At 49.6% G+C, this 18,073-nt stretch carries 12 protein-coding genes; 9 read left to right on the forward strand and 3 right to left on the reverse strand.

Annotation, left to right across the window (positions count from 1 at the left end; genetic code table 11):
• Nucleotides 1-324: 324 nt before the first annotated feature.
• The gene (locus Q0307_RS17955; RefSeq protein ID WP_298662565.1) at nucleotides 325-1,305 is read right to left on the reverse strand and encodes a replication initiation protein; all 981 of its coding nucleotides are present in this window, start codon (nucleotides 1,303-1,305) and stop codon (nucleotides 325-327) included.
• Nucleotides 1,306-1,885: 580 nt separating this feature from the next.
• Here Q0307_RS17955 and Q0307_RS17960 point away from each other — a divergent pair.
• Genes Q0307_RS17960 through Q0307_RS17975 form a run of 4 tightly spaced genes read left to right on the forward strand, consistent with a single transcriptional unit; the run spans nucleotide 1,886 to nucleotide 4,464 of the window.
• Nucleotides 1,886-2,653 (forward strand): ParA family protein, encoded by a 768-nt coding sequence (locus Q0307_RS17960; RefSeq protein ID WP_298662567.1) that lies wholly within the window; start codon nucleotides 1,886-1,888, stop codon nucleotides 2,651-2,653.
• On the forward strand, nucleotides 2,650-3,636 hold the full coding sequence (locus Q0307_RS17965) for a ParB/RepB/Spo0J family partition protein (RefSeq protein ID WP_298662569.1): 987 nt from the start codon (nucleotides 2,650-2,652) through the stop codon (nucleotides 3,634-3,636). Before Q0307_RS17960 ends, Q0307_RS17965 begins: the two co-directional genes overlap by 4 nt.
• Nucleotides 3,623-4,039 (forward strand): TrfB-related DNA-binding protein, encoded by a 417-nt coding sequence (locus Q0307_RS17970; protein WP_298662575.1) that lies wholly within the window; start codon nucleotides 3,623-3,625, stop codon nucleotides 4,037-4,039. Before Q0307_RS17965 ends, Q0307_RS17970 begins: the two co-directional genes overlap by 14 nt.
• A complete protein-coding gene (locus Q0307_RS17975) occupies nucleotides 4,039-4,464 on the forward strand; it encodes a hypothetical protein (protein ID WP_298662577.1) in 426 nt (141 codons plus the stop codon). The genes Q0307_RS17970 and Q0307_RS17975 overlap by 1 nt, the downstream gene beginning before the upstream one ends.
• 25 nt (nucleotides 4,465-4,489) lie before the next feature.
• On the opposite strand, the gene Q0307_RS17980 is transcribed toward Q0307_RS17975, so the two are convergent.
• Nucleotides 4,490-4,966 carry a nucleoside 2-deoxyribosyltransferase gene (locus Q0307_RS17980; protein ID WP_298662579.1) on the reverse strand — a complete coding sequence of 159 codons (477 nt, stop codon included), beginning with the start codon at nucleotides 4,964-4,966 and terminating at the stop codon, nucleotides 4,490-4,492.
• A 247-nt stretch (nucleotides 4,967-5,213) separates the two neighbouring features.
• Here Q0307_RS17980 and lepB point away from each other — a divergent pair, with 247 nt between their 5' ends.
• From lepB to Q0307_RS18005, 5 genes are all read left to right on the forward strand, one after another.
• Nucleotides 5,214-5,723 carry a signal peptidase I gene (gene lepB, locus Q0307_RS17985; protein ID WP_298662581.1) on the forward strand — a complete coding sequence of 170 codons (510 nt, stop codon included), beginning with the start codon at nucleotides 5,214-5,216 and terminating at the stop codon, nucleotides 5,721-5,723.
• A gap of 486 nt (nucleotides 5,724-6,209) precedes the next feature.
• Nucleotides 6,210-8,153, forward strand: a complete 1,944-nt coding sequence (locus Q0307_RS17990) for a DUF3363 domain-containing protein (protein WP_298662583.1) — start codon at nucleotides 6,210-6,212, stop codon at nucleotides 8,151-8,153.
• Nucleotides 8,154-8,158: 5 nt separating this feature from the next.
• A complete protein-coding gene (gene traG / locus Q0307_RS17995) occupies nucleotides 8,159-10,219 on the forward strand; it encodes an IncP-type conjugal transfer protein TraG (RefSeq protein WP_298662651.1) in 2,061 nt (686 codons plus the stop codon).
• On the forward strand, nucleotides 10,216-10,677 hold the full coding sequence (locus Q0307_RS18000) for a ribbon-helix-helix protein, CopG family (protein WP_298662585.1): 462 nt from the start codon (nucleotides 10,216-10,218) through the stop codon (nucleotides 10,675-10,677). Before traG ends, Q0307_RS18000 begins: the two co-directional genes overlap by 4 nt.
• A complete protein-coding gene (locus Q0307_RS18005) occupies nucleotides 10,674-11,576 on the forward strand; it encodes an ATPase, T2SS/T4P/T4SS family (RefSeq protein ID WP_298662586.1) in 903 nt (300 codons plus the stop codon). The genes Q0307_RS18000 and Q0307_RS18005 overlap by 4 nt, the downstream gene beginning before the upstream one ends.
• 214 nt (nucleotides 11,577-11,790) lie before the next feature.
• On the opposite strand, the gene Q0307_RS18010 is transcribed toward Q0307_RS18005, so the two are convergent.
• Entirely contained in the window at nucleotides 11,791-18,072 is a 6,282-nt protein-coding gene (locus Q0307_RS18010) for a DEAD/DEAH box helicase (protein ID WP_298662588.1), read from the reverse strand.
• Nucleotide 18,073: the final 1 nt, after the last annotated feature.

An 18,073-nucleotide genomic window follows, 5' to 3' on the forward strand; every position in this document is an offset into this window, starting at 1 on the left:
TCAGGTGGCGAGGTTCTGGAATAGTCCGATTCGTGCTTTTGGGCAAAAACACCCATTATGCTGAACAACACCCAGAAGCCAGCCTGATTTTCAGTGCCATCGACTAAAAACGTACCCAAGGGGAGTAAAGCAGGACGAACGTCACAAAATACCAGCAGGACGGCAAAATGTCAGGATTCAGGAAAATGCGGACGATGTGCTATAGTCATAAGTGCGGTACAGGCTGAGGAGCCGATGACCGCCCAGGGTGATGCGGAAGCGTCCCACATGCAAGGGTGTCTTCGGACACCCTATATTATTCCGGCAACCCGGAATTTGTAGCAATTAGGCTGCTTCACTCTCGTCCAAATCTTCCACCACCGGCAACAAGGGTAATTCTTCCTGTTGCGATGCCTTTGTGAAACGGAAATCAATCGCTACCACCGAACGTTGTTCCCTGATTGCTACCCAGGATACCCGCAAGTCGGTATGCGAGTTAATCTGCTCAACGGATGGAACCAGAATACGTGCCTTGAAGTTGGCAAAACGCATATAAGAATCTGACAACTCAAGCATTTCCTTGAAATCTACCAGCGTCACACGGATAGAAGACCGCAGTTTCACGTACTGCTTAAGATACTCATAAACCCGGATAGCATACGTACTGGTCAGATGTGATATGTAGCGCAGGTCATAACTGGTAAAACGCTCATTCAACAGCGTCAAAAATGGCAGTATCTCCGGGGAAAAATTCACCGTAACCCGACCATTACCCCTGTCATACGTCGCCTTACTAACCCAACGAACCTTCTCAACCCTACCATCTTCAAACCGGGTCTTTACTTCCCGGTTCCACAGCCGTTCTGTTGCATCCTCTAAGGCTTCATAAGCATGGCGAGTCTCAAGCGTATAGGCAGCCGCAAAAGCAGCCGCAGTCACCGCCTTGATGCGCGAAAAAGGCTTCCTTGAGTCAATTTGGGCAATACAAAACAAGATCAGACGTTGCTCATTCAAACTCAACGTATAACCCGCTTTCACCAGTTCATTGGATTTGGTAACTTTCCAGTTGGTAATATCATCCACGTGCTGCAATCCTTCACTAGCTGCTACAACTACAAACATTTGTAGCAGTAGCAGAAGGATAGCACAAAAATCCGTGGATAACTCTGTTGGTATCTTGTTGATAAAATGTGGATTGTCAGAATCTGTAGCACGAACAGCCGGAATCTGTAGCACGAACTCGGAATCTGTAGCATTGAACCCGGAATCTGTAGCACGAACAGCCGGAATCTGTAGCAGATAACCATTGTAACCTAATGATAACAAAAAAGAAATCCAATCCTAAAATCTTAAAAAAAGAAAACAAGATAAATATTTAAAAACAAGTCATAGTAGACACACAAAAATCTGTGGATAACCAAGCACTTCAAGGTAAAAAGACCCAACCCTTCGCACCTAAAGGTGCTACGCCCTGTCCTACGGACAGCCTACAAGGAATTCCCTTTGGTCATACGCTCTTTGTCTTGGGGCGTTGCCCCAAACCCCAAGGTATTTATACCAGGATGATGATGTATTTCTTCTCCTGACTGACGATTTGGGGAAATTAAAGGGCGATATGGACATTATTTCGCAGTAGTGATAGCGGGATGGTTTTACATTGGTTGGATTTTTAGCCAGTAAAGGTGTTCTAGTCAGGAATTGGGTGACTGGTTCCGGTTTCGTGCTACAAATTCCGGGTTGGGATTCGAGTTTTTCATGTAAAACTTCCCCGCTTAACCCTTTGAAGGTTGTTTTTTCGGTTATTAGGTCTAAGATACTGCTAAAGCCAATGGTATGCACCTCTATAGGTTGTTATATAGGTTGTATTTACGGCTCTAAATGAAAACCTGACTACACGAGGACATCCATGGGAAAAATCCTGACGGTGGCGATCCACAAAGGGGGGACAGGAAAAACCACCCTTGTATCACACCTTGCCCTGTATGCACGAAGCAAGAAGCTATCTGTCCTGATCATCGACATGGATGCCCAAGGTAATATCAGTGCTTTCTTCAATGTTGAGTCACCTACAGCCGGAGCATCAGCCCTGTTCTTAGAAGGGCAGGAAGCACCCATGCATAGCATTGATGGTGAAGACTTCAAACTGATACCCGCTGACAACGGATTATTGGGGATTGAACGCCTGCCTTTTGAGAGTGTGCAGCTATATCGGCAACGCTTGCGCAGCTTCGCTGCCACTTTTGATCTGGTGATCCTGGACACCCCTCCATCCATGGGATTCTCCATGCTGGCCCCGTTAATTGCGTCTGATTTTGCTGTAGCTCCTGTTATCCCTGATGCGTACAGCATCCGTGGGGTCAAGTCCCTGTACGCCAAAATCAAGGCAGTGCGCAGCAAACACAACCCGTCCCTGAAATTTCTCGGACTGGTGCTGAACCGCTGGAACAGCCGGAATTCACAACAGGTGGAAATGGTGAAGAAATTCCAGGAACTGCTGCCGGGACAGTTGATTGCCAAACCACTTGCAGACCGTTCTGCCATTGCCAATGCGGCCTATGATAGTAAAGCCGTATGGGATAAACCCAATGGTGGTGCTGCACGGGTAGCCGCAGTCGAGATGCTGGAAGTCATGGCGGAAATTATGGAAAAAATGGGCATGAGGAACAAAGGATGAGAGATGATGATTTCGGGTTAGGTTCCCTAGCCGCAGAACTGGAAGCAGATACTACTGTCATTGCCGAGTTGCTATTGCACCAGATTTCCCCCGACCCAGAACAACCCCGCAAGTCGATTGATCCCGAAAAGTTGCAGCAACTGGCGGATTCCATCAAGGCACAAGGTGTCATTCAACCGATTGTGGTACGTAATGGGAATGCGTTTGACAGCTACATTATTGTAGCCGGTGAACGTCGCTGGCGGGCGGCACAGATTGCTGGTCTGAATACCATTCCTGCTGTAGTACGCGAATTTGAACAAACTGCCCTAGCAGCAGCCCAGATCATTGAGAACATTGACCGGGAAGGCTTCACTCTGTTGGATGAAGTACGGGCAGTCATGAAAATGTGTGAGCTTTGTGGATCAGCCAAATCTGCCGGGGAGGCACTGGGAAAACCCAAGGCGTGGATCTCGCAGCGGGTCAAAATTGGCACTGTTGGTGGGATCATCGAAACCTTCATTGAAGAGGGTGACAGCACCGATGTAATGGGTACTTACCAGCTCGCCCGTTTCACGGAAAAGCACCTGGAAGAGGGCAAACAATTCATTGAAAACTGGATCCAGCACCCGGAATCACGGGGCAGTTTGCGGGAGAAAGTAGCCGAGTTGTTTTTCCAGATGGACAGACCAAAGCCAGCCAGTGCTAACCAGGACGAAACCCCCGTATCTGCTACAAATTCCGGGTCAATGGAGGCCGTTACACCTGTTCAGACCGAACCAAAACCTGCTGTTTCTTCTGTTGTAGATCCGGTTGAACATAAACCTGTCCCTGCAAGTGTGCAACAGGACGGAAGCAAACCCAAAGCTGCCCCAAAGGCAGAACATAAGCCGGAAAATGTAGTCAATTTCCGGGTGGGAGACGAAGAGATTTTCCTGCAAACACCAATCCGCACGATTGTCCTAAACAAAGCGATGTTAAAGGTCATCCATGATCAACTGTAGGTTGTCAGAGGAGGATTTCAGGCGGGCAGTTGCCACCCTGAAACGTTTTAGGGAACGTCCCCAACAAGCAGCATGGCGGGTACTGGTTGCAGGGGAAACGCTGGAGACAGCAGCCTCTGTACTGGATATTTCCAAAGAGGCCGTCAGGAAATCCGTTGGTAGGGTTGCCACTGCATGGCAGCACCTAAACCTCTCGGAACTGGATGCCGCCCGTGAAGCCGCTATTGGTCTGATGCGGGAAATCATGCCGGGACAAGGTATCCCGGAGGGTTGGGAACCTGTGGTTGTTTACCTGCCACGCAGCATGGCAAAAAGTATCCGTGAACTGGAAGTCCAGCAACTGGCTGCGGTACAAAAGAATAATAACAGCAATCCTGCAAACACCCAGACAGCACACCATTAATGCCGGACGCATATCCAAATCTGCTGCTGACAGGCAAACATGGGCTGTATTCACTGCGTCTGGTGGCAGGTCGTCCCGCACAGGTTGTGGCAGGAAAGCAGCACAAAGGTCTGCTGTTTGAAGCAGGACAGACCTTCTGTTATGTGCTGGCAGGCGGTGGGCAAGCCAGTGCCTGGGTGGTACGCAACCGGGCAGGTCAGCATTCATTACCGGGGCTGGAAAAGCCGGTGGTACTGTTGCTGGAGGCTGCCGGGAAACTGCGGGTACAACGCTTGTTGAAGACCTTCAAATTGCTCAAGGATAACCACACCAACCTCACCACCATCCCTCTGGAAACCTTCATCCTGTGGGATGCCCTATTGGCAGGCAAACGCTATCAACCGGACTGGATATTGGCAAAGCTACCCGCTGCTGATGGGGGCTGATTGGGCTTCGTGCTACAGATTCCGGCTATCGCTGGCGGGTTGATGGCAGCCCCAATGCCTGCAAGACAACACCCACCAGATCATCCCGGTCATGCACGATCCTGTCACAGGCCATCTCAATCATGGCATTGACAATGGCGGTGGCGGATTCACCGGCTTTACGGAAATCGGTGCGGATACCGATGATGGTTTGCCCTGCTGATTTGCGGCTGAAGAAGTAACCTATCTCCCAAGCTGTGCCATCGTCCACCTGCGTCCCATCCAGCAAGGCCACCACGATATGGGCATTGTCCAGACCGTCCTTGCAGCGCCGGAATATCTCCTGCCGGGCAGCACTGCCCAACGTGGCTATCTCTTCGCTCGTGATTAGTTCATAAGGCCAGATGACATCCAAAGCCATGTCCCGTTGTGCCGCTGACTGCAACAGCAATGCCTTGGTCTGGGTGTGCCAGATGCGTTCTGCTTCTGTGAACAATGGCCCGGCGAGGTAAATGCAGGTCATGCAGGTGTACATCCTTGGTGATTTGGAGAGCGGCCTACTATAGCAGCTCGGATGGGTTTCCGTTCACGGTGAGTGACCATTGGTAGCAGCAAAAGAACAGGGTAGTCTGGCGATTGTGGCGCAACCAGACCAGGCATTTTAGGGTACATATCCCCCGTTGCGTGACGGGGAATGGATGGCAGATAAGGGGTTGGCTTGTATCGGCCAACAGGACATGGGTTGGGATTTATTCGGGAAGGAGGGTGATATGCACTGGCGTGGACGCATCGTGCTGTTGTTGGTGGTGATGGGGTGTGTGCTGGCAACCATCGTGGTAGCAAAGATGAAAACCCCGCTGCTGATCTGGAACACCACCAGCAGTTTGCCGAAAGGTTTTTACAAGGTTGAACCCGGTTATACCTACGGTGACATTGTGGCATTCGACATCCCGGCACATTTCCGTCCGCTGGTGCAGGAACGCGGCTGGATCCCGTTGTATGACCGATTATTGAAACGGATTGTGGGCAGGGCAGGGGATACCATTTGCATCCACCAGACAGACATTACCCTAAACGGTGAATGGTTTGATAAAACCAGTCTAAGCGACTCGAAAGGCAGACCCATGCCGCAACTGGATGGTTGCCATACTGTGCAAACTGGACACCTTTGGGTGATGCTGAAAGACAACCCGTTGTCGCTGGATTCGCGCTATTTTGGGGAGGTGGATGAGGCGACAGTTTACGGCAAGGCAAGCCTTGTCTGGGGCTATCAACACTGAGAATGGTGCAGCGTTTGTTGCACCCCATTTTGCAAGTATCCTGCATTGCTGCTGCAAAACCTTTTGCAATCCTGCTGCAACCGTTCTGCGGTTTCTGCCCTGAACGGATACACAAGCATCCCTTCCCACGTTGCTTTACCTGCCTGCCCGCTAAACCCATCCTGTATCAGGGCTACCCAGCACAGCAAGAGCCTGTCCACCCAGACGGCTTGCGGTTGCCTTGGGTATTCCTTGTCCCATCATCCTGGTGGTAAATACCTTGGGGTCTGGGGTGACACCCCAGCTAAATCATGTAGTAGTAGAAAAGATACCGCTCGTCAGCGGTTAGCTTGTGGGGAAATGTGTAGTGCAAGATAAAGGTGTTGTAGCAGGTACTTTTCAAGTCCCTGAAAACCCACACTAAATGATTCTACAACGGTGTGTAGGTTTGTAGCTTGCTGATAACAACTTATTGTATTTAAAGCAATAACCATTCTACAGGATGTCATGATGGGTAAAAAGGACACTTACGACGACCTCCCACTTCGGGTTGACCTGCGGGCGAAAAAGAAGGGAGAACCTGCCGTTTCCTTGCGCCGTGGTAGTGCGAAGCCTAAACGTCTTTCCAACCTGAAACCCTCGCGCATTGGACCCATTCGTGGTGTCTCAGCCCCTGCAACCCGTACCCCTGAACGCCTGGGATCCCGCCGGGTGGTGGTCAAAGCAAGAGTCATCAAAATGACCGCTTACGGGGTTGGTGCTGCCAAACTTCACCTGCGTTACCTTGACCGTGAAGGGACAGGTCAGGGTACAGAACGTGAGGGCTTTTTTGACCGCGAAGGGGAGGGGATCCAGCGTCAGGAAGTGGATGCTATTCGTGAAGGTGAGCCGCACCAGTTCCGTTTGATTGTTTCACCGGAAGATGCGGAACGTCTGGATCTGAAAGATTACACCCGCAAGCTGATGGGACAGGTGGAGTCAGACCTTGGACGCAAGCTGGACTGGAAGGCCATTAACCACTACAACACCGATAACCCCCACACCCATATTGTGATCCACGGTCTTGACCAAGAAGGTGGGGAAGTTTTCATTGACCGTGAGTACATCTCTAACGGTATCCGCCATCGTGCCGCCGAGCTGGCAACCCAGGAACTTGGCCACCGGCTGGAACACGAAATCCGTGACTCCATCCAGAAAGAAATCAAGGCGAAGTCATTCACCCGCGCCGACCGTGAACTGATCCAGCAATCCCAGGATAACCGCATTACCTTTGATATTGCCGGGGATACCCCGGCTGCCCGGTTGCAACGCTCGCGGTTATTGGGACGTTTGCAGGAACTGGAGCGTTTTGGCTATGCAGAAAAGGTTGCCGGGCAACAATGGCGTTTGGCAGACAACCTGCCGGACAAACTGAAACAACTGGGACAATACGATGAGGCGATGACCCGGCTAAAACGTGCAGAACAGCAGTTAGGGCATCCCGCCAGTGGCTACCGCCTGCATGACCCGGCTACCGTCACGCCGCTGGAAGGGGTAGTTCTTGACCGTGGCCTTAGTGATGAAATGTCCGAGCGAGGCTACCTTATTTTGGGAAGCCGTGATGGGATCTTGCATCAAGTTCCTGTCAGTAACCTCTCACAAGAGGAAACCAAGGTCGGTCAGGTCATCCGGGTGCAGGTACTGGAGGAAAAGTCCGTCAAGGCTGCTGACTGGAATATTGCCGGTTACGCGGCGGCACATGACGGGATTTACCATGCAGAATCCCATGCGACCTGGGCGATAGAGGCCGGGAAGATTACCCCCACACAGCAAGAGAGTTACCTCCACGCTCACCAGCTTCGTTTGAACACGCTCTCCAATCTGGGTGTGGTGAAGTCCATTGAGGGTAATCGCTGGCAAATCCCGGAAGACCTGCCTGACCAGGTGCAAGCATTGGCACAGAAAGACAGCCGTACTACCCGCGCTGCGTTCGTTGCCCAGCACCAACTCCCTATAGATACCCAAGTCACTTACCGTGGTCGTACTTGGCTAGATGAGCATTATCACGAGCTGATAGAAGACGGTAGGCCGCAAGGTGTCGCCATCAAGTTGCGCAATACCGCTGCGTTACGAGCGCAATGGTTAGCGGGGCAGGGGCTGGAAGCCGGGACACAGGCTTCCCGTTCGGCACTGGACGAGATGGAACGCCAGACACTGGTGGCACAGATCAAGCAAAAGACAGGGCTACCTTTCCGCCCGTTGGCAGCCGGTGAATCCATGCAAGGTAAGGTGTTGGGGGTGGTCGATGTCCCATCCAACCGCCGCTATGCAGTGGTAGCCAACAGTAAGGAATTTTCCATGGTTCCGTGGAAACAGGAACCCCTGCCACCCAAAGGCATGAACATGGCTATTGGCATCAACCCGCAGGGTAGGGCGTGGAGTAAACAGATTCAGAAGGGGATCGCACGATGAGTCAAATGCGTGGCACAACCATCTTGTGGGGACAGTTCATCGTGGCCTTCATCGGAGCCATGATTGCCTTGCAAACCGCGACCCAGTTTGTGGCACATAAACTGGGGTATCAGGAGGCATTGGGGGAGCCTGTCTACCATGTGTTCGGGACACCGTGTTACTGGCCATGGAAATATTGGGCATGGCTGTACCAGTACGACTATTACGCCAAGACCGTTTTCTTTCAGGGTTCCCTGATCATTTATGGCGGGGTGTTTGCCATTTTCATGGTGATTGTGTTCATGTCAGTGAACCGGGCCAAACGTAACCAACACCCGGATGCTTACGGTACAGCCCGTTGGGCAACACTGAAAGACATGAAGAAGGCCGGTGTGCTGGTGGACGAGGGGATCGTGCTGGCGCAAACACATGACCGTGAGCGCACCTTGTTGCGGCACAATGGCCCGGAACACTGTTTTGTGTTTGCACCTACCCGCAGCGGTAAAGGGGTGGGGATTGTTATCCCGACCTTGCTAAGCTGGCGGGCATCGGTGCTGGTCTATGACATGAAGCGTGAGAACTGGGACATTACCGCAGGTTGGCGCAAACAGTTTTCCCATGTTCTGCGGTTTGAACCAACCGCTTCTTTTTCGGTGCGTTTCAATCCGTTGTTGGAAGTACGCAAAGGGGAAAATGAAGTCCGTGATGTGCAAAACATTGCCGACATCCTGGTGGATCCCGATGGCAGTAAGGATCGCATGGATCATTGGGAAAAGACCGGGCATTCCCTGCTAGTCGGGGCTATCTTGCACGTCCTTTATGCGGAACCAGACAAAACCCTGACGGGGGTAGCCAAGTTCCTGAGTGACCCTGACCGGACATTCTTCAAGACCCTGAACCACATGCTCCAATGCAAGCATCTGGGCGACCGGGTACATCCCGTGGTGGCTTCTGCCGCCCGTGAGTTGCTGAACAAGAGTGAGAATGAGCTGTCCGGTGTCCTGTCCACGGCGATGAGTTTCCTGGGGCTATACCGTGACCCGATCATTTCCCGCAACACTGCCGTCAGCGACTTTACGATTGTTGACCTGATGAACGCCAAAAACCCGGTCAGCCTGTATATCGTTGTCCCGCCCAGTGATGCTGACCGTACCCGTCCGCTGATACGCCTGATGCTCAACCAGATAGGCCGCCGCCTGACGGAAAGCATGGGGCAGGATGGCAAGCCACACCGTCATGACTTGCTGATGTTGTTGGATGAGTTCCCGACCTTGGGACGCTTGACGTTTTTTGAAAGTGAGCTGGCCTACATGGCAGGTTACGGTATCCGCGCCTTGCTGATTGCGCAGTCCCTCAACCAGATTGAAAAAGCCTACGGGCCGAACAACTCCATTCTCGACAACAGTCATATCCGGGTTACTTACGGCACACTGGATGACCGCACCGCCAAACGTATTTCGGAAATGCTGGGGACGGCGACCGAAAATCGGCGGCAAACCAACTATGCAGGCCACCGGCTTGCGCCCTGGTTGGGACACGTCATGGTCAGTGAGCAGGAATCCCCGCGTGCCTTGCTGACACCGGGCGAAGTGCTACAGTTTCCGGCTACTGAAGCCTTGGTGATGGTGGGCGGAAACCCACCTTACCGGGGATTGAAGGTCAGGTACTACGAAGACAGGCGCTTCATGGGCAGGGCAAGGTTGCCACGCCCTGATGCCGCCGAATGGCAGGGAAAAGAACTCAAGGGGCTGGGGCTTCCCAGCGCTTGGTTACAACTGCCAGCCCCGACAGTGGAGCCAGAGCAGCCGTCAGGTGCTAATAGCAATGCTGCATCAGCGGGGATCGCGGGTGGTGTACTGCTGGAGGGTGAAATCCAGCATAACCCGGAATGGGGAATTTCTGTTGATGACAGGCAACCGCCAGAAAAATCAACACCCAAGCTGGAAATGGATGATGGGCATCAGGATGCGGAAAAACGCAAAATGCGTGAACTGGAGCAGCAACGCACGGAGCGTAACCGGCAACTGGGGAGGCAGCGGGCTATCGAACAGTCACGCCAGCCGAGTGGGGGAGGGATGCCGTTATGAGTAAGTCAGTCCCTTATGCGGCTTTGAATATCAGGATACAGAACGATACCAAGAAACGGCTGGAAGCCTATGCTGCTGCCAAGGGGCAGTCACAGGGCAGTATTGTGGAGGCTGCCTTGCGTGAATACCTAGATGATTCCAGTCAGGCAACCCTGATCTTGCGGGAGCTGGGCAGGTTACGGCGTGGGGTAGGGCGGATGGAGCGCAACCTGGATGTGATGGATGCGGGGTTAGCGGGTTTTGTACAGATGTGGCTAGCTTACAACCCACCTTTACCCCAAGCTCAGAAAGAAGCGGCGCAGGCCATGGCAGCAGAGCGGTTTGACCAGTTCATTACCTTTATCCAGCACCAGATCAGGCAACACAAGACTTTCATTGCCCAAGTTGCTGAAGACGATCTGCTAAAGAATGAGGACATCCGTGCTTTGTTGGATATGGAAGGGGAGGGCAAAGTATGAGTGACTCTGCCAAACGCCGTCTGGATATGCTCAAGTTTGCTTTGGAGCCGATTGCTCCTTGGCTAGAGAAAGACACCATTACTGAGGTCATGCTCAACCCAGACGGTAAGGTGTGGGTGAATGAGCAGGGTTTGGGTATGTACAAGACCGGGATTGTCCTCAATAGCGAAGCGGCCAACCGGATTATCCGCCTGATTGCTACCGAGGCCGGAATGGAAATCACCCCGGACAAGCCAAGCCTTGCCGCTAAACTTCCGCATTGGGGGGCAAGGGTGCAGGCATCCATCCCGCCTTACAGTGTGGATGGGCCGACGTTTAATTTTCGTTTGCCTGCACGACGCATCTACACGCTGGACGAGTATGTGGGGCAGGGGATCATGACCCAAGAACAGGCAGAGACCCTGAAACAGGCCATTCGGGATAAGCAGAACATTCTGGTGGCTGGTGGTACGGGTTCCGGCAAGACCACGCTGGTGAATGCCTTGCTGCATGAGATTGCCGGTTCCAATGACCGAGTGGTGCTGATTGAAGATAACCTTGAATTGCAGTGTCCGGTGGAGAATCTAGTCAGGAAGCTGGTCAATCCGCCGGAACTGACGCTTTCCAAAGCGATTTTTGATTCATTGCGGGAGTATCCGAGCCGGATTATTGTGGGGGAGGTGCGGGATCGGAGTGCCTATGATTTGATTTCGATTTGGAATACTGGTCATCCGGGTAATATCTGTACCATTCATGCATCCAGTGCCGAGGATGCGCTGCACCGGCTCAACCGGTTAGCACAGCAGGCGCAACCGCAGTTCGACTTTATGCCAGAGATACAGCGGATGGTGGGGGTGGTGGTACATTTGGCTGAAGACGTAAGGTCTTCTTCAGGAAGGCGAGTGACAAGGATTGCCTAACCACTTTTGATATTAGGAACCTCTAAAAACCTGTGAATAACCATTTCAAGCCGTTAATTTTTCATTGCTCAATTTGACGATAATGTGGGTTTTTAGAGGCTCCCCAATATCGGTCTGTTACCGTTTATGGATTGGAATGCATACTGCAAGTCTTGGCTAGTCATTTGGACGAACTGGGAGCAAAATTCTCCCATCGTCGAAACTTTCTGGCGCATTATTTCATGTTGTTGTGATTGATGACGCTCAGATATGTTGGCCAGTTCCCGGAGCCTACCATCTGTGCAATATTGTATATTCGCAACATTTCTCTTTCTTGCAGATCTGGAGAAGCGTTAAAATTGAAATTGGCAGAGTTTCTACCCGGCATTTGAATTTTCCAGTAGCCCATGCCCTGATCAAGCAAGATCGTACTTTCTTTACCAGATGCAAACGTCACTTTTAAAAATCTACCATGCTGTAAATCATGGGGATTTTGCTTCATGACAATTCTTGGAGTAACTCCGAAAGCACCAGCAAAAAATGACTTTATCACCTTGCTTAAGTCTTCTCCTCGATACCAGTCATGAAATACTTGATAACTTGAACGATCAGAGCTTGGTTCCAAGGTATGGATTTCTATATGTTGGGTGTTTTGATCACAAAAAATCTCAATAAAACTGCTAAGTAGTAAAGCTGACCATGGCGATTTCATGTAGCGGTCAGAGTATACAATACTCTCAACTTGGTCAGTTTTTAATAGCGAATGAAAGACAGAAGCCTCCTTCGCAAATAAGTAGTCCAGACGACTGGCAAGTTCGCGGACAGAACCATTCAGTTCACTAGTAATTTCAATAATCGTAGCATCTGGTTCCACCTTATTCCATGCACTACAGTCAATCTCTTTAACCGACAATGGAGAACTTTGTCGAGTGGAAGCCCAAACCCCTAAAGAGGAGGATTCAAGCCAATGCTCTCCGGGAACCAATACCCTGTCATCAGAACAGAACAAGCTTTGCGTTTCATTGTTTGTTTCAAGTTGGATGACCAGATGCGCATCAGTCTGTAGGTCTGATCTATTAAAAGAAACAATATTTATACCCAGTTCTGATAATCTGCCTAAATCGCATTTGACTGAATCGGTGAGGCTGATCGATGAATTGATACAAATCTGTAGCAGTGTTTTGTCAATAAGTAGCCATTTAAAAATAACATCCCGGAAGTTAGAGTAACCGAGATCCCATTCACTGCAATCATCCGATAACAACAATCGAAGCACAAGGGAGGATGAGGTTCGTCTTAAAAAGTTAATGGTTTTACTGATGAAAGGGATAGCACCTCGGGAACAATAAGCAGCTCCGGGAATATCATTCAGCGATAGCGGCAAACTCAGGAAAGAATAAAAGTCAGCTTCATCCAGCCAGTGTCTTGCTGCTTTGCGATCCAGTTCCTCTTGCTCTACTCGGCTATCTTGGGCAGCAAGACATGATGAGCAGACATTTTCACATTCAGCAATACAATCGAGTTTACCCCGAACCGCTTTCAGTAAACCGATCACATCATCCATCGCAGCCAATACAAAACCAGCACCACCACTGGCCTGATCAAAGATTTGAACCACAGAACGTCCGGCTCCAATTTCCATGTCTTTATCGAGCCGGAAGCTGAAGCCCATCTCGGAGCTGGCAATGCCCAACCGGTCAGCTACTACATCACGTAAGGCGACAGCGATTGTGGATGCAATAATTTTATCTTCGTGGCTGTCACTCAACCATTGCCCTGTTTTAGGGTTCTTCAGGTACAACTCAAAAACATCCGTAGTGATCTGATATCCAAGGTAGATATTTCTTTGCACAGCCTCCCCGGAACAGTTTTTCTCCTTGTTGCTTCCTACCCGCCCACCGCTAACGGGACGATGTTCTTTGTCAGGCATTAACTCGCCGGGAATGTTGTTCTGTGCAGTCATTGATTCAGCACGTCCACAGCTCATGCATACGGCATAACCGTATTCGAACTCCCCGGAGGAATGATAAAAAACGCTTCCTTTATGCCCATAACGCACAAAGCCACAACGGGCATCAGGCAAGGCTACAGTCTCACCATCCAGTTGTATTCGCGGACGTTCAACCCGGATGAATTTTTGTGTTGTGACATCGTTGCTGGCTGCTTCATAAAAGTCTGTGACAAAACCACCAGGTCGTAGCACTTGTTTTCTGTGTGACAACGGGATTTCAGTATTACAATGTGAACACTTGAGATCATTACTGTTACTATAAGCTTTTTCTGTAACCCCAACAGTTCCACATTCCTTGCAGCGCCATGCGGTATCAAACTTTTGGACCTCGTTGATGTGCCCTCCAGCGTGCCATTGCAGGCTTACCCCGACTGATCGATGTACTCGCCCATCAATTACTACTTGAGCACCGGGTGCATATTCTCTGATGGCGATATCAAGCCCTCTTGATGGCAACTCCTTCCATTTTGCAGGGTTATCATCCCTGCTGCCTGATTCCTGTTTTTCTTTGCTTTGTTTGAAATCTTCCCAATTGTAAGTATTAAGCGTAACAACATCCGTTGGAAAACCATAAACAGGCAAATAAGCTCTCACAGACAAGTCACGTAATAAATATTCATCCTCATGGCGTTTAAGCTCAAGACCCAGTGCTTTTTTGTATGCTTCCTCTTTCGCTTCTTTTAACAGGCGGTTTAATTTTTCAAATTCGCCAATCCATCGTTGTTGAATATCCTTCAATACTATTGTAGATTCTGTGTAAACATTGGTCAGTCTGCGTCCAGCGATGCCCGTGCCGTTAACAATATTTTTTACGGACTGAGCGGTGATATCCTCAGTGGCAGGGGTTTCGAGCCACTCAATAAATTGGCTACATGGTGAGTCTGAACCATTAAAAAACCATTTAACTGTCAGTTTTGTATATTCTTCAGTGAGGGGTATTTCTGTCCGCAGAAAGTAAGACAGCAGGAATGAATTGACATGCCTATGGACGATTTTATCTGAACTCAGTGTAATGCCGGGTGCTGGTATTCTGGTAACAAATGGCCACTCTGGCTTTTTAAAAGCGCGTTTATTATGTGGATTTGCTTTACACAGAGTATATGCTATCGCTCTTGATTCACTACGTCGGCCTGCACGGCCCGCCCGCTGCAAATAGTTTGCTGGATGTGGTGGCACATTGTTCATTACCACAGCAGAAATACCACCAATATCAACCCCCATCTCCATGGTCGTTGAACAGTTCAGTACATTGATTTTTCCACGTTTGAACATGTCCTCATATTGTTCTAGGCGATGAGACGTTTGTTGGGCTGAATGTTCCGCAGTCCGATAGTAAAAACCACCTTCGACAGTTCTATCGCTTATATCCGTCCACAGGTTTTCACTTCTGAGTTCGGCAATTTCCTGATCTTGTCTAACCAGTTCACGAATCTGAGTCACTTTCGGCGTAGCGCTACTGTCGGGTCTTATCGCTGATAGTTTAGGCAAGTGTATCTTTTCACAACGGTAATCCACGCCTTTCAGAACTTTCAAGGGAAGGTAGGGTGTTAAGCCCCTGAATGTCGTATCTAGGAGGCGATGCGTTTCGCGACAAACCCAAGCTTCGGTAGGAAGAGAAAAGGTGAGTGTCTCCAAACGTAACTGATAGCCCTGATCGCCTAATTCCAGGATTCCTACCTGGCTACTGGTTAAAGTCTCCCAAGCAGCTTTAAGCCATAAATTGATTTTTTCCTTATCCAGTGGGGTCGTCCGATCGAGGTTACAGCCAACTTCCAGTAATTTGATCGGTCTGCTGGCATTGCCTAGTTTAATTTGAGGCCATTTTTTGATACGGCTGCTTTCCACAATATCCGCATCAGGCGCACGTAATGATTTTGGTGAGAACCTTGCGCCCATCCAGAATTGGACGGTATTGTCGAGCTTGATATAAGTATTCTCCCGCACGTAGAAATCAAGCAGAACTTTTAGGTAGTTACGCCAGTCATCCAATGTCAGATTCTTCCCCTGAGCAATATCGCCGACAAGATCAGAAGCTGCTCTGGTTTCAGTCCAAAATCGGGGTGTCTGGGAGATATTTTCCAGTCCCTTATAACCGATCTTTACAATACCTAAAGTTTCGGTACTGTTTTGATTTTTAGGACGACGGGTAAACTCTCTGGCAAGCAATAGACGGGCAATGGAAATACCTGCTTCATGCCCTGTAAACAAAATTGGGTTGGTATCCCGGTTGTAATCAAGGATAGATTGTGAGATGTCTTTGTAAGCAGCGAGATCAGTCATCAATTCTTGCCAACTGACCACGATTCTCTGTGGTTTTCCAGCAATACCTGATTTCAACTTTTCAGCTGAGGTACGCATGGTTGCAGCGATTTCGTGCATCCCTTTACGTTTCCAAGTCTCAGCTTCGCTGATTAATTTTTCGTACTGTATATCTTCATCTGGATTATCAACCGGTAAGAAATCCGCCTTGGCCTGCTGTTGAGCCAGAATCTCAAATATGATCCCCCGAAGTCTGGAACGCTCAGCCTCTTGCTGCATCCGAACAGCCATCCGGGCTGTACCTTGTCGGCTATCGGTGAAAGTAATCAGTTTTCGGCCACGTCCGGGTAATTCTTCAGGCGATTTTCCATCACAATCTTCCTTATCTGGGTCAGGACAAAACTCAAGAACGGTTGGCACTACATTTGCCGTATAAAATGGTGAGCCAAGATAAGCTTTTCGCAACCAGTCCCGACCGTAGGAAGAAGTCAAGTCGCAACAGCTACATGAAGCCTCATGCTCATACGCCATGGACACTTTAATTCCGTTGTTAACCATACCAATTTTCAAGTCGGTACCAAGACGCTGAATCATGTATGGTTCTTTGTCAATTTGGCCTCCAGCCAAAACTCTTCGCCCAGTGACGTTTCTGGATTCTTTGCCCAAACCATCGTCTTCCTCATCACCCGACTCATAACTCAGGGAAAATTCATCTTCAACGTAAGGGCTAAGCTGGTGTAATTCACCACCCTTATCCTCAGCCAGCAAGTGTGGCGTCTTGCAATCATTACAAAAAGCCAGCTCGTAAACAGGCGCATGACAATGGCATCGGGAGCGTTGATTGACGTAAACATTACCAAATGGCCATTTCCCCAAAGTATCCGGTTTCGCTGGGCAGGTCGGATCAACACAAGCCCATAAGCCGTGCAGCATTTGCTGAAAAAGATGAATACGCAGTTTAAGGAATGGGTCTTCTTTGGTGGTAGGGCGAGTGCCGGTCATTAAATCCAGCCAGCCGATTATTTCCTGCTGCCGATCCTCATTACTGGTTGAGTGAAGCTGTTGCTCCATTTTCTGGATCAACTCGTTGATGTTGTAGGGTCTCTCCCCCTTGATAATCAGAGTGCGTAAATCATGAGCGAAACGGCAGTTAGCCAATGCATCAAAACGTACAGGGGAAACCTCTGTATCCGGGTCAATAGCCTGTATTGCCTGGAAATTTAAACCTCGCTGTTCAGGAAGGGGAATTTCATTCCACACACGTTTACCGCCAATCACTTCAACCTGATCGACTGACACACCCGCAAGATCTGCAAGATAACGGGTAAGCTGTTCTTTGGCATCATCCCCGGCAATGGTTGCCGACGTAGCGACAAAACGAATGTCTTTGGCATTTTTGCCAAACGCTTCAACGACCCGTCTCAATAACAAAGAAATCTCGGCTGCCTGAGAGCCGACATAGGTATGCGCCTCATCAAGCACAATCCAGCGTAATGATCCCTGCTGGCGTGAAATCTCCAGGATAGGGGAATCAACCTGACGCACCAGCATATATTCCAGCATGGTGGCATTTGTCATCAAAATAGGTGCGGGTTCTCTGCGTAATAATTCCCTTGATAGAATCTGGTTGGGTTTCTCTTTTTGTTCCTTTCGTACTGTATTAGCCTTTTCCTCTGTCTTGCCGTTGTAGAGACAGAATCTGAGATTTTGACCATAAGTTTTGGTCCAGGCATCCAGACGTTCTTGCTGCGAATTGATCAGTGCGTTTAACGGGTATAAAAATAACGCTCTGACACCAATCAACGCAACATCTTGACTTTCTTGTTCACGAATCAAATCTTCGAGAATGGGAATCATGAAACATTCTGTTTTTCCTGAACCAGTGCCAGTGGTGACAATAACTGATTTGGGTTGTTTGTTTAATAGTACGTTCCATGCATGAAGCTGATGCTTATACGGTTTAAGAGTTCGTGGAAAATCATATGCAGGAGCCGACTCTAGGGTATCCAGCAGACTCTTTGATAATAACTTGCCTTCAATGGCAGCTAATGTGGTTGTAGCAGGTTCCCAGCCAAAAGTATGCTCAAATACAGGTGGTGCAAGAAAACACCCTTCGGTTCCCAGTTCGTTAACCATCTGATTGGAGAGATGCTCGCGTAAACCGATATTATGGATACCTAAAATACTGAGAGTGGATTCACGTATTCGGCTTAAACTTTGATTGATGAGCTTCTGGAAAAATGCCATT

This window comes from uncultured Thiothrix sp. (genome assembly GCF_937873765.1).
Lineage (GTDB): Bacteria > Pseudomonadota > Gammaproteobacteria > Thiotrichales > Thiotrichaceae > Thiolinea.

Excerpts from the sequence above, each read along its gene's own strand:
- Q0307_RS17960 (WP_298662567.1), top strand. The coding sequence starts at position 1,886 with ATGGGAAAAATCCTGACGGTGGCGATCCACAAAGGGGGGACAGGAAAA.
- Q0307_RS17965 (WP_298662569.1), top strand. The coding sequence starts at position 2,650 with ATGAGAGATGATGATTTCGGGTTAGGTTCCCTAGCCGCAGAACTGGAA.
- Q0307_RS17970 (WP_298662575.1), top strand. The coding sequence starts at position 3,623 with ATGATCAACTGTAGGTTGTCAGAGGAGGATTTCAGGCGGGCAGTTGCC.
- Q0307_RS17975 (WP_298662577.1), top strand. The coding sequence starts at position 4,039 with ATGCCGGACGCATATCCAAATCTGCTGCTGACAGGCAAACATGGGCTG.
- Q0307_RS17980 (WP_298662579.1), bottom strand. The coding sequence starts at position 4,966 with ATGACCTGCATTTACCTCGCCGGGCCATTGTTCACAGAAGCAGAACGC.
- lepB (WP_298662581.1), top strand. The coding sequence starts at position 5,214 with ATGCACTGGCGTGGACGCATCGTGCTGTTGTTGGTGGTGATGGGGTGT.
- Q0307_RS17990 (WP_298662583.1), top strand. The coding sequence starts at position 6,210 with ATGATGGGTAAAAAGGACACTTACGACGACCTCCCACTTCGGGTTGAC.
- traG (WP_298662651.1), top strand. The coding sequence starts at position 8,159 with ATGCGTGGCACAACCATCTTGTGGGGACAGTTCATCGTGGCCTTCATC.
- Q0307_RS18000 (WP_298662585.1), top strand. The coding sequence starts at position 10,216 with ATGAGTAAGTCAGTCCCTTATGCGGCTTTGAATATCAGGATACAGAAC.
- Q0307_RS18005 (WP_298662586.1), top strand. The coding sequence starts at position 10,674 with ATGAGTGACTCTGCCAAACGCCGTCTGGATATGCTCAAGTTTGCTTTG.
- Q0307_RS18010 (WP_298662588.1), bottom strand. The coding sequence starts at position 18,072 with ATGGCATTTTTCCAGAAGCTCATCAATCAAAGTTTAAGCCGAATACGT.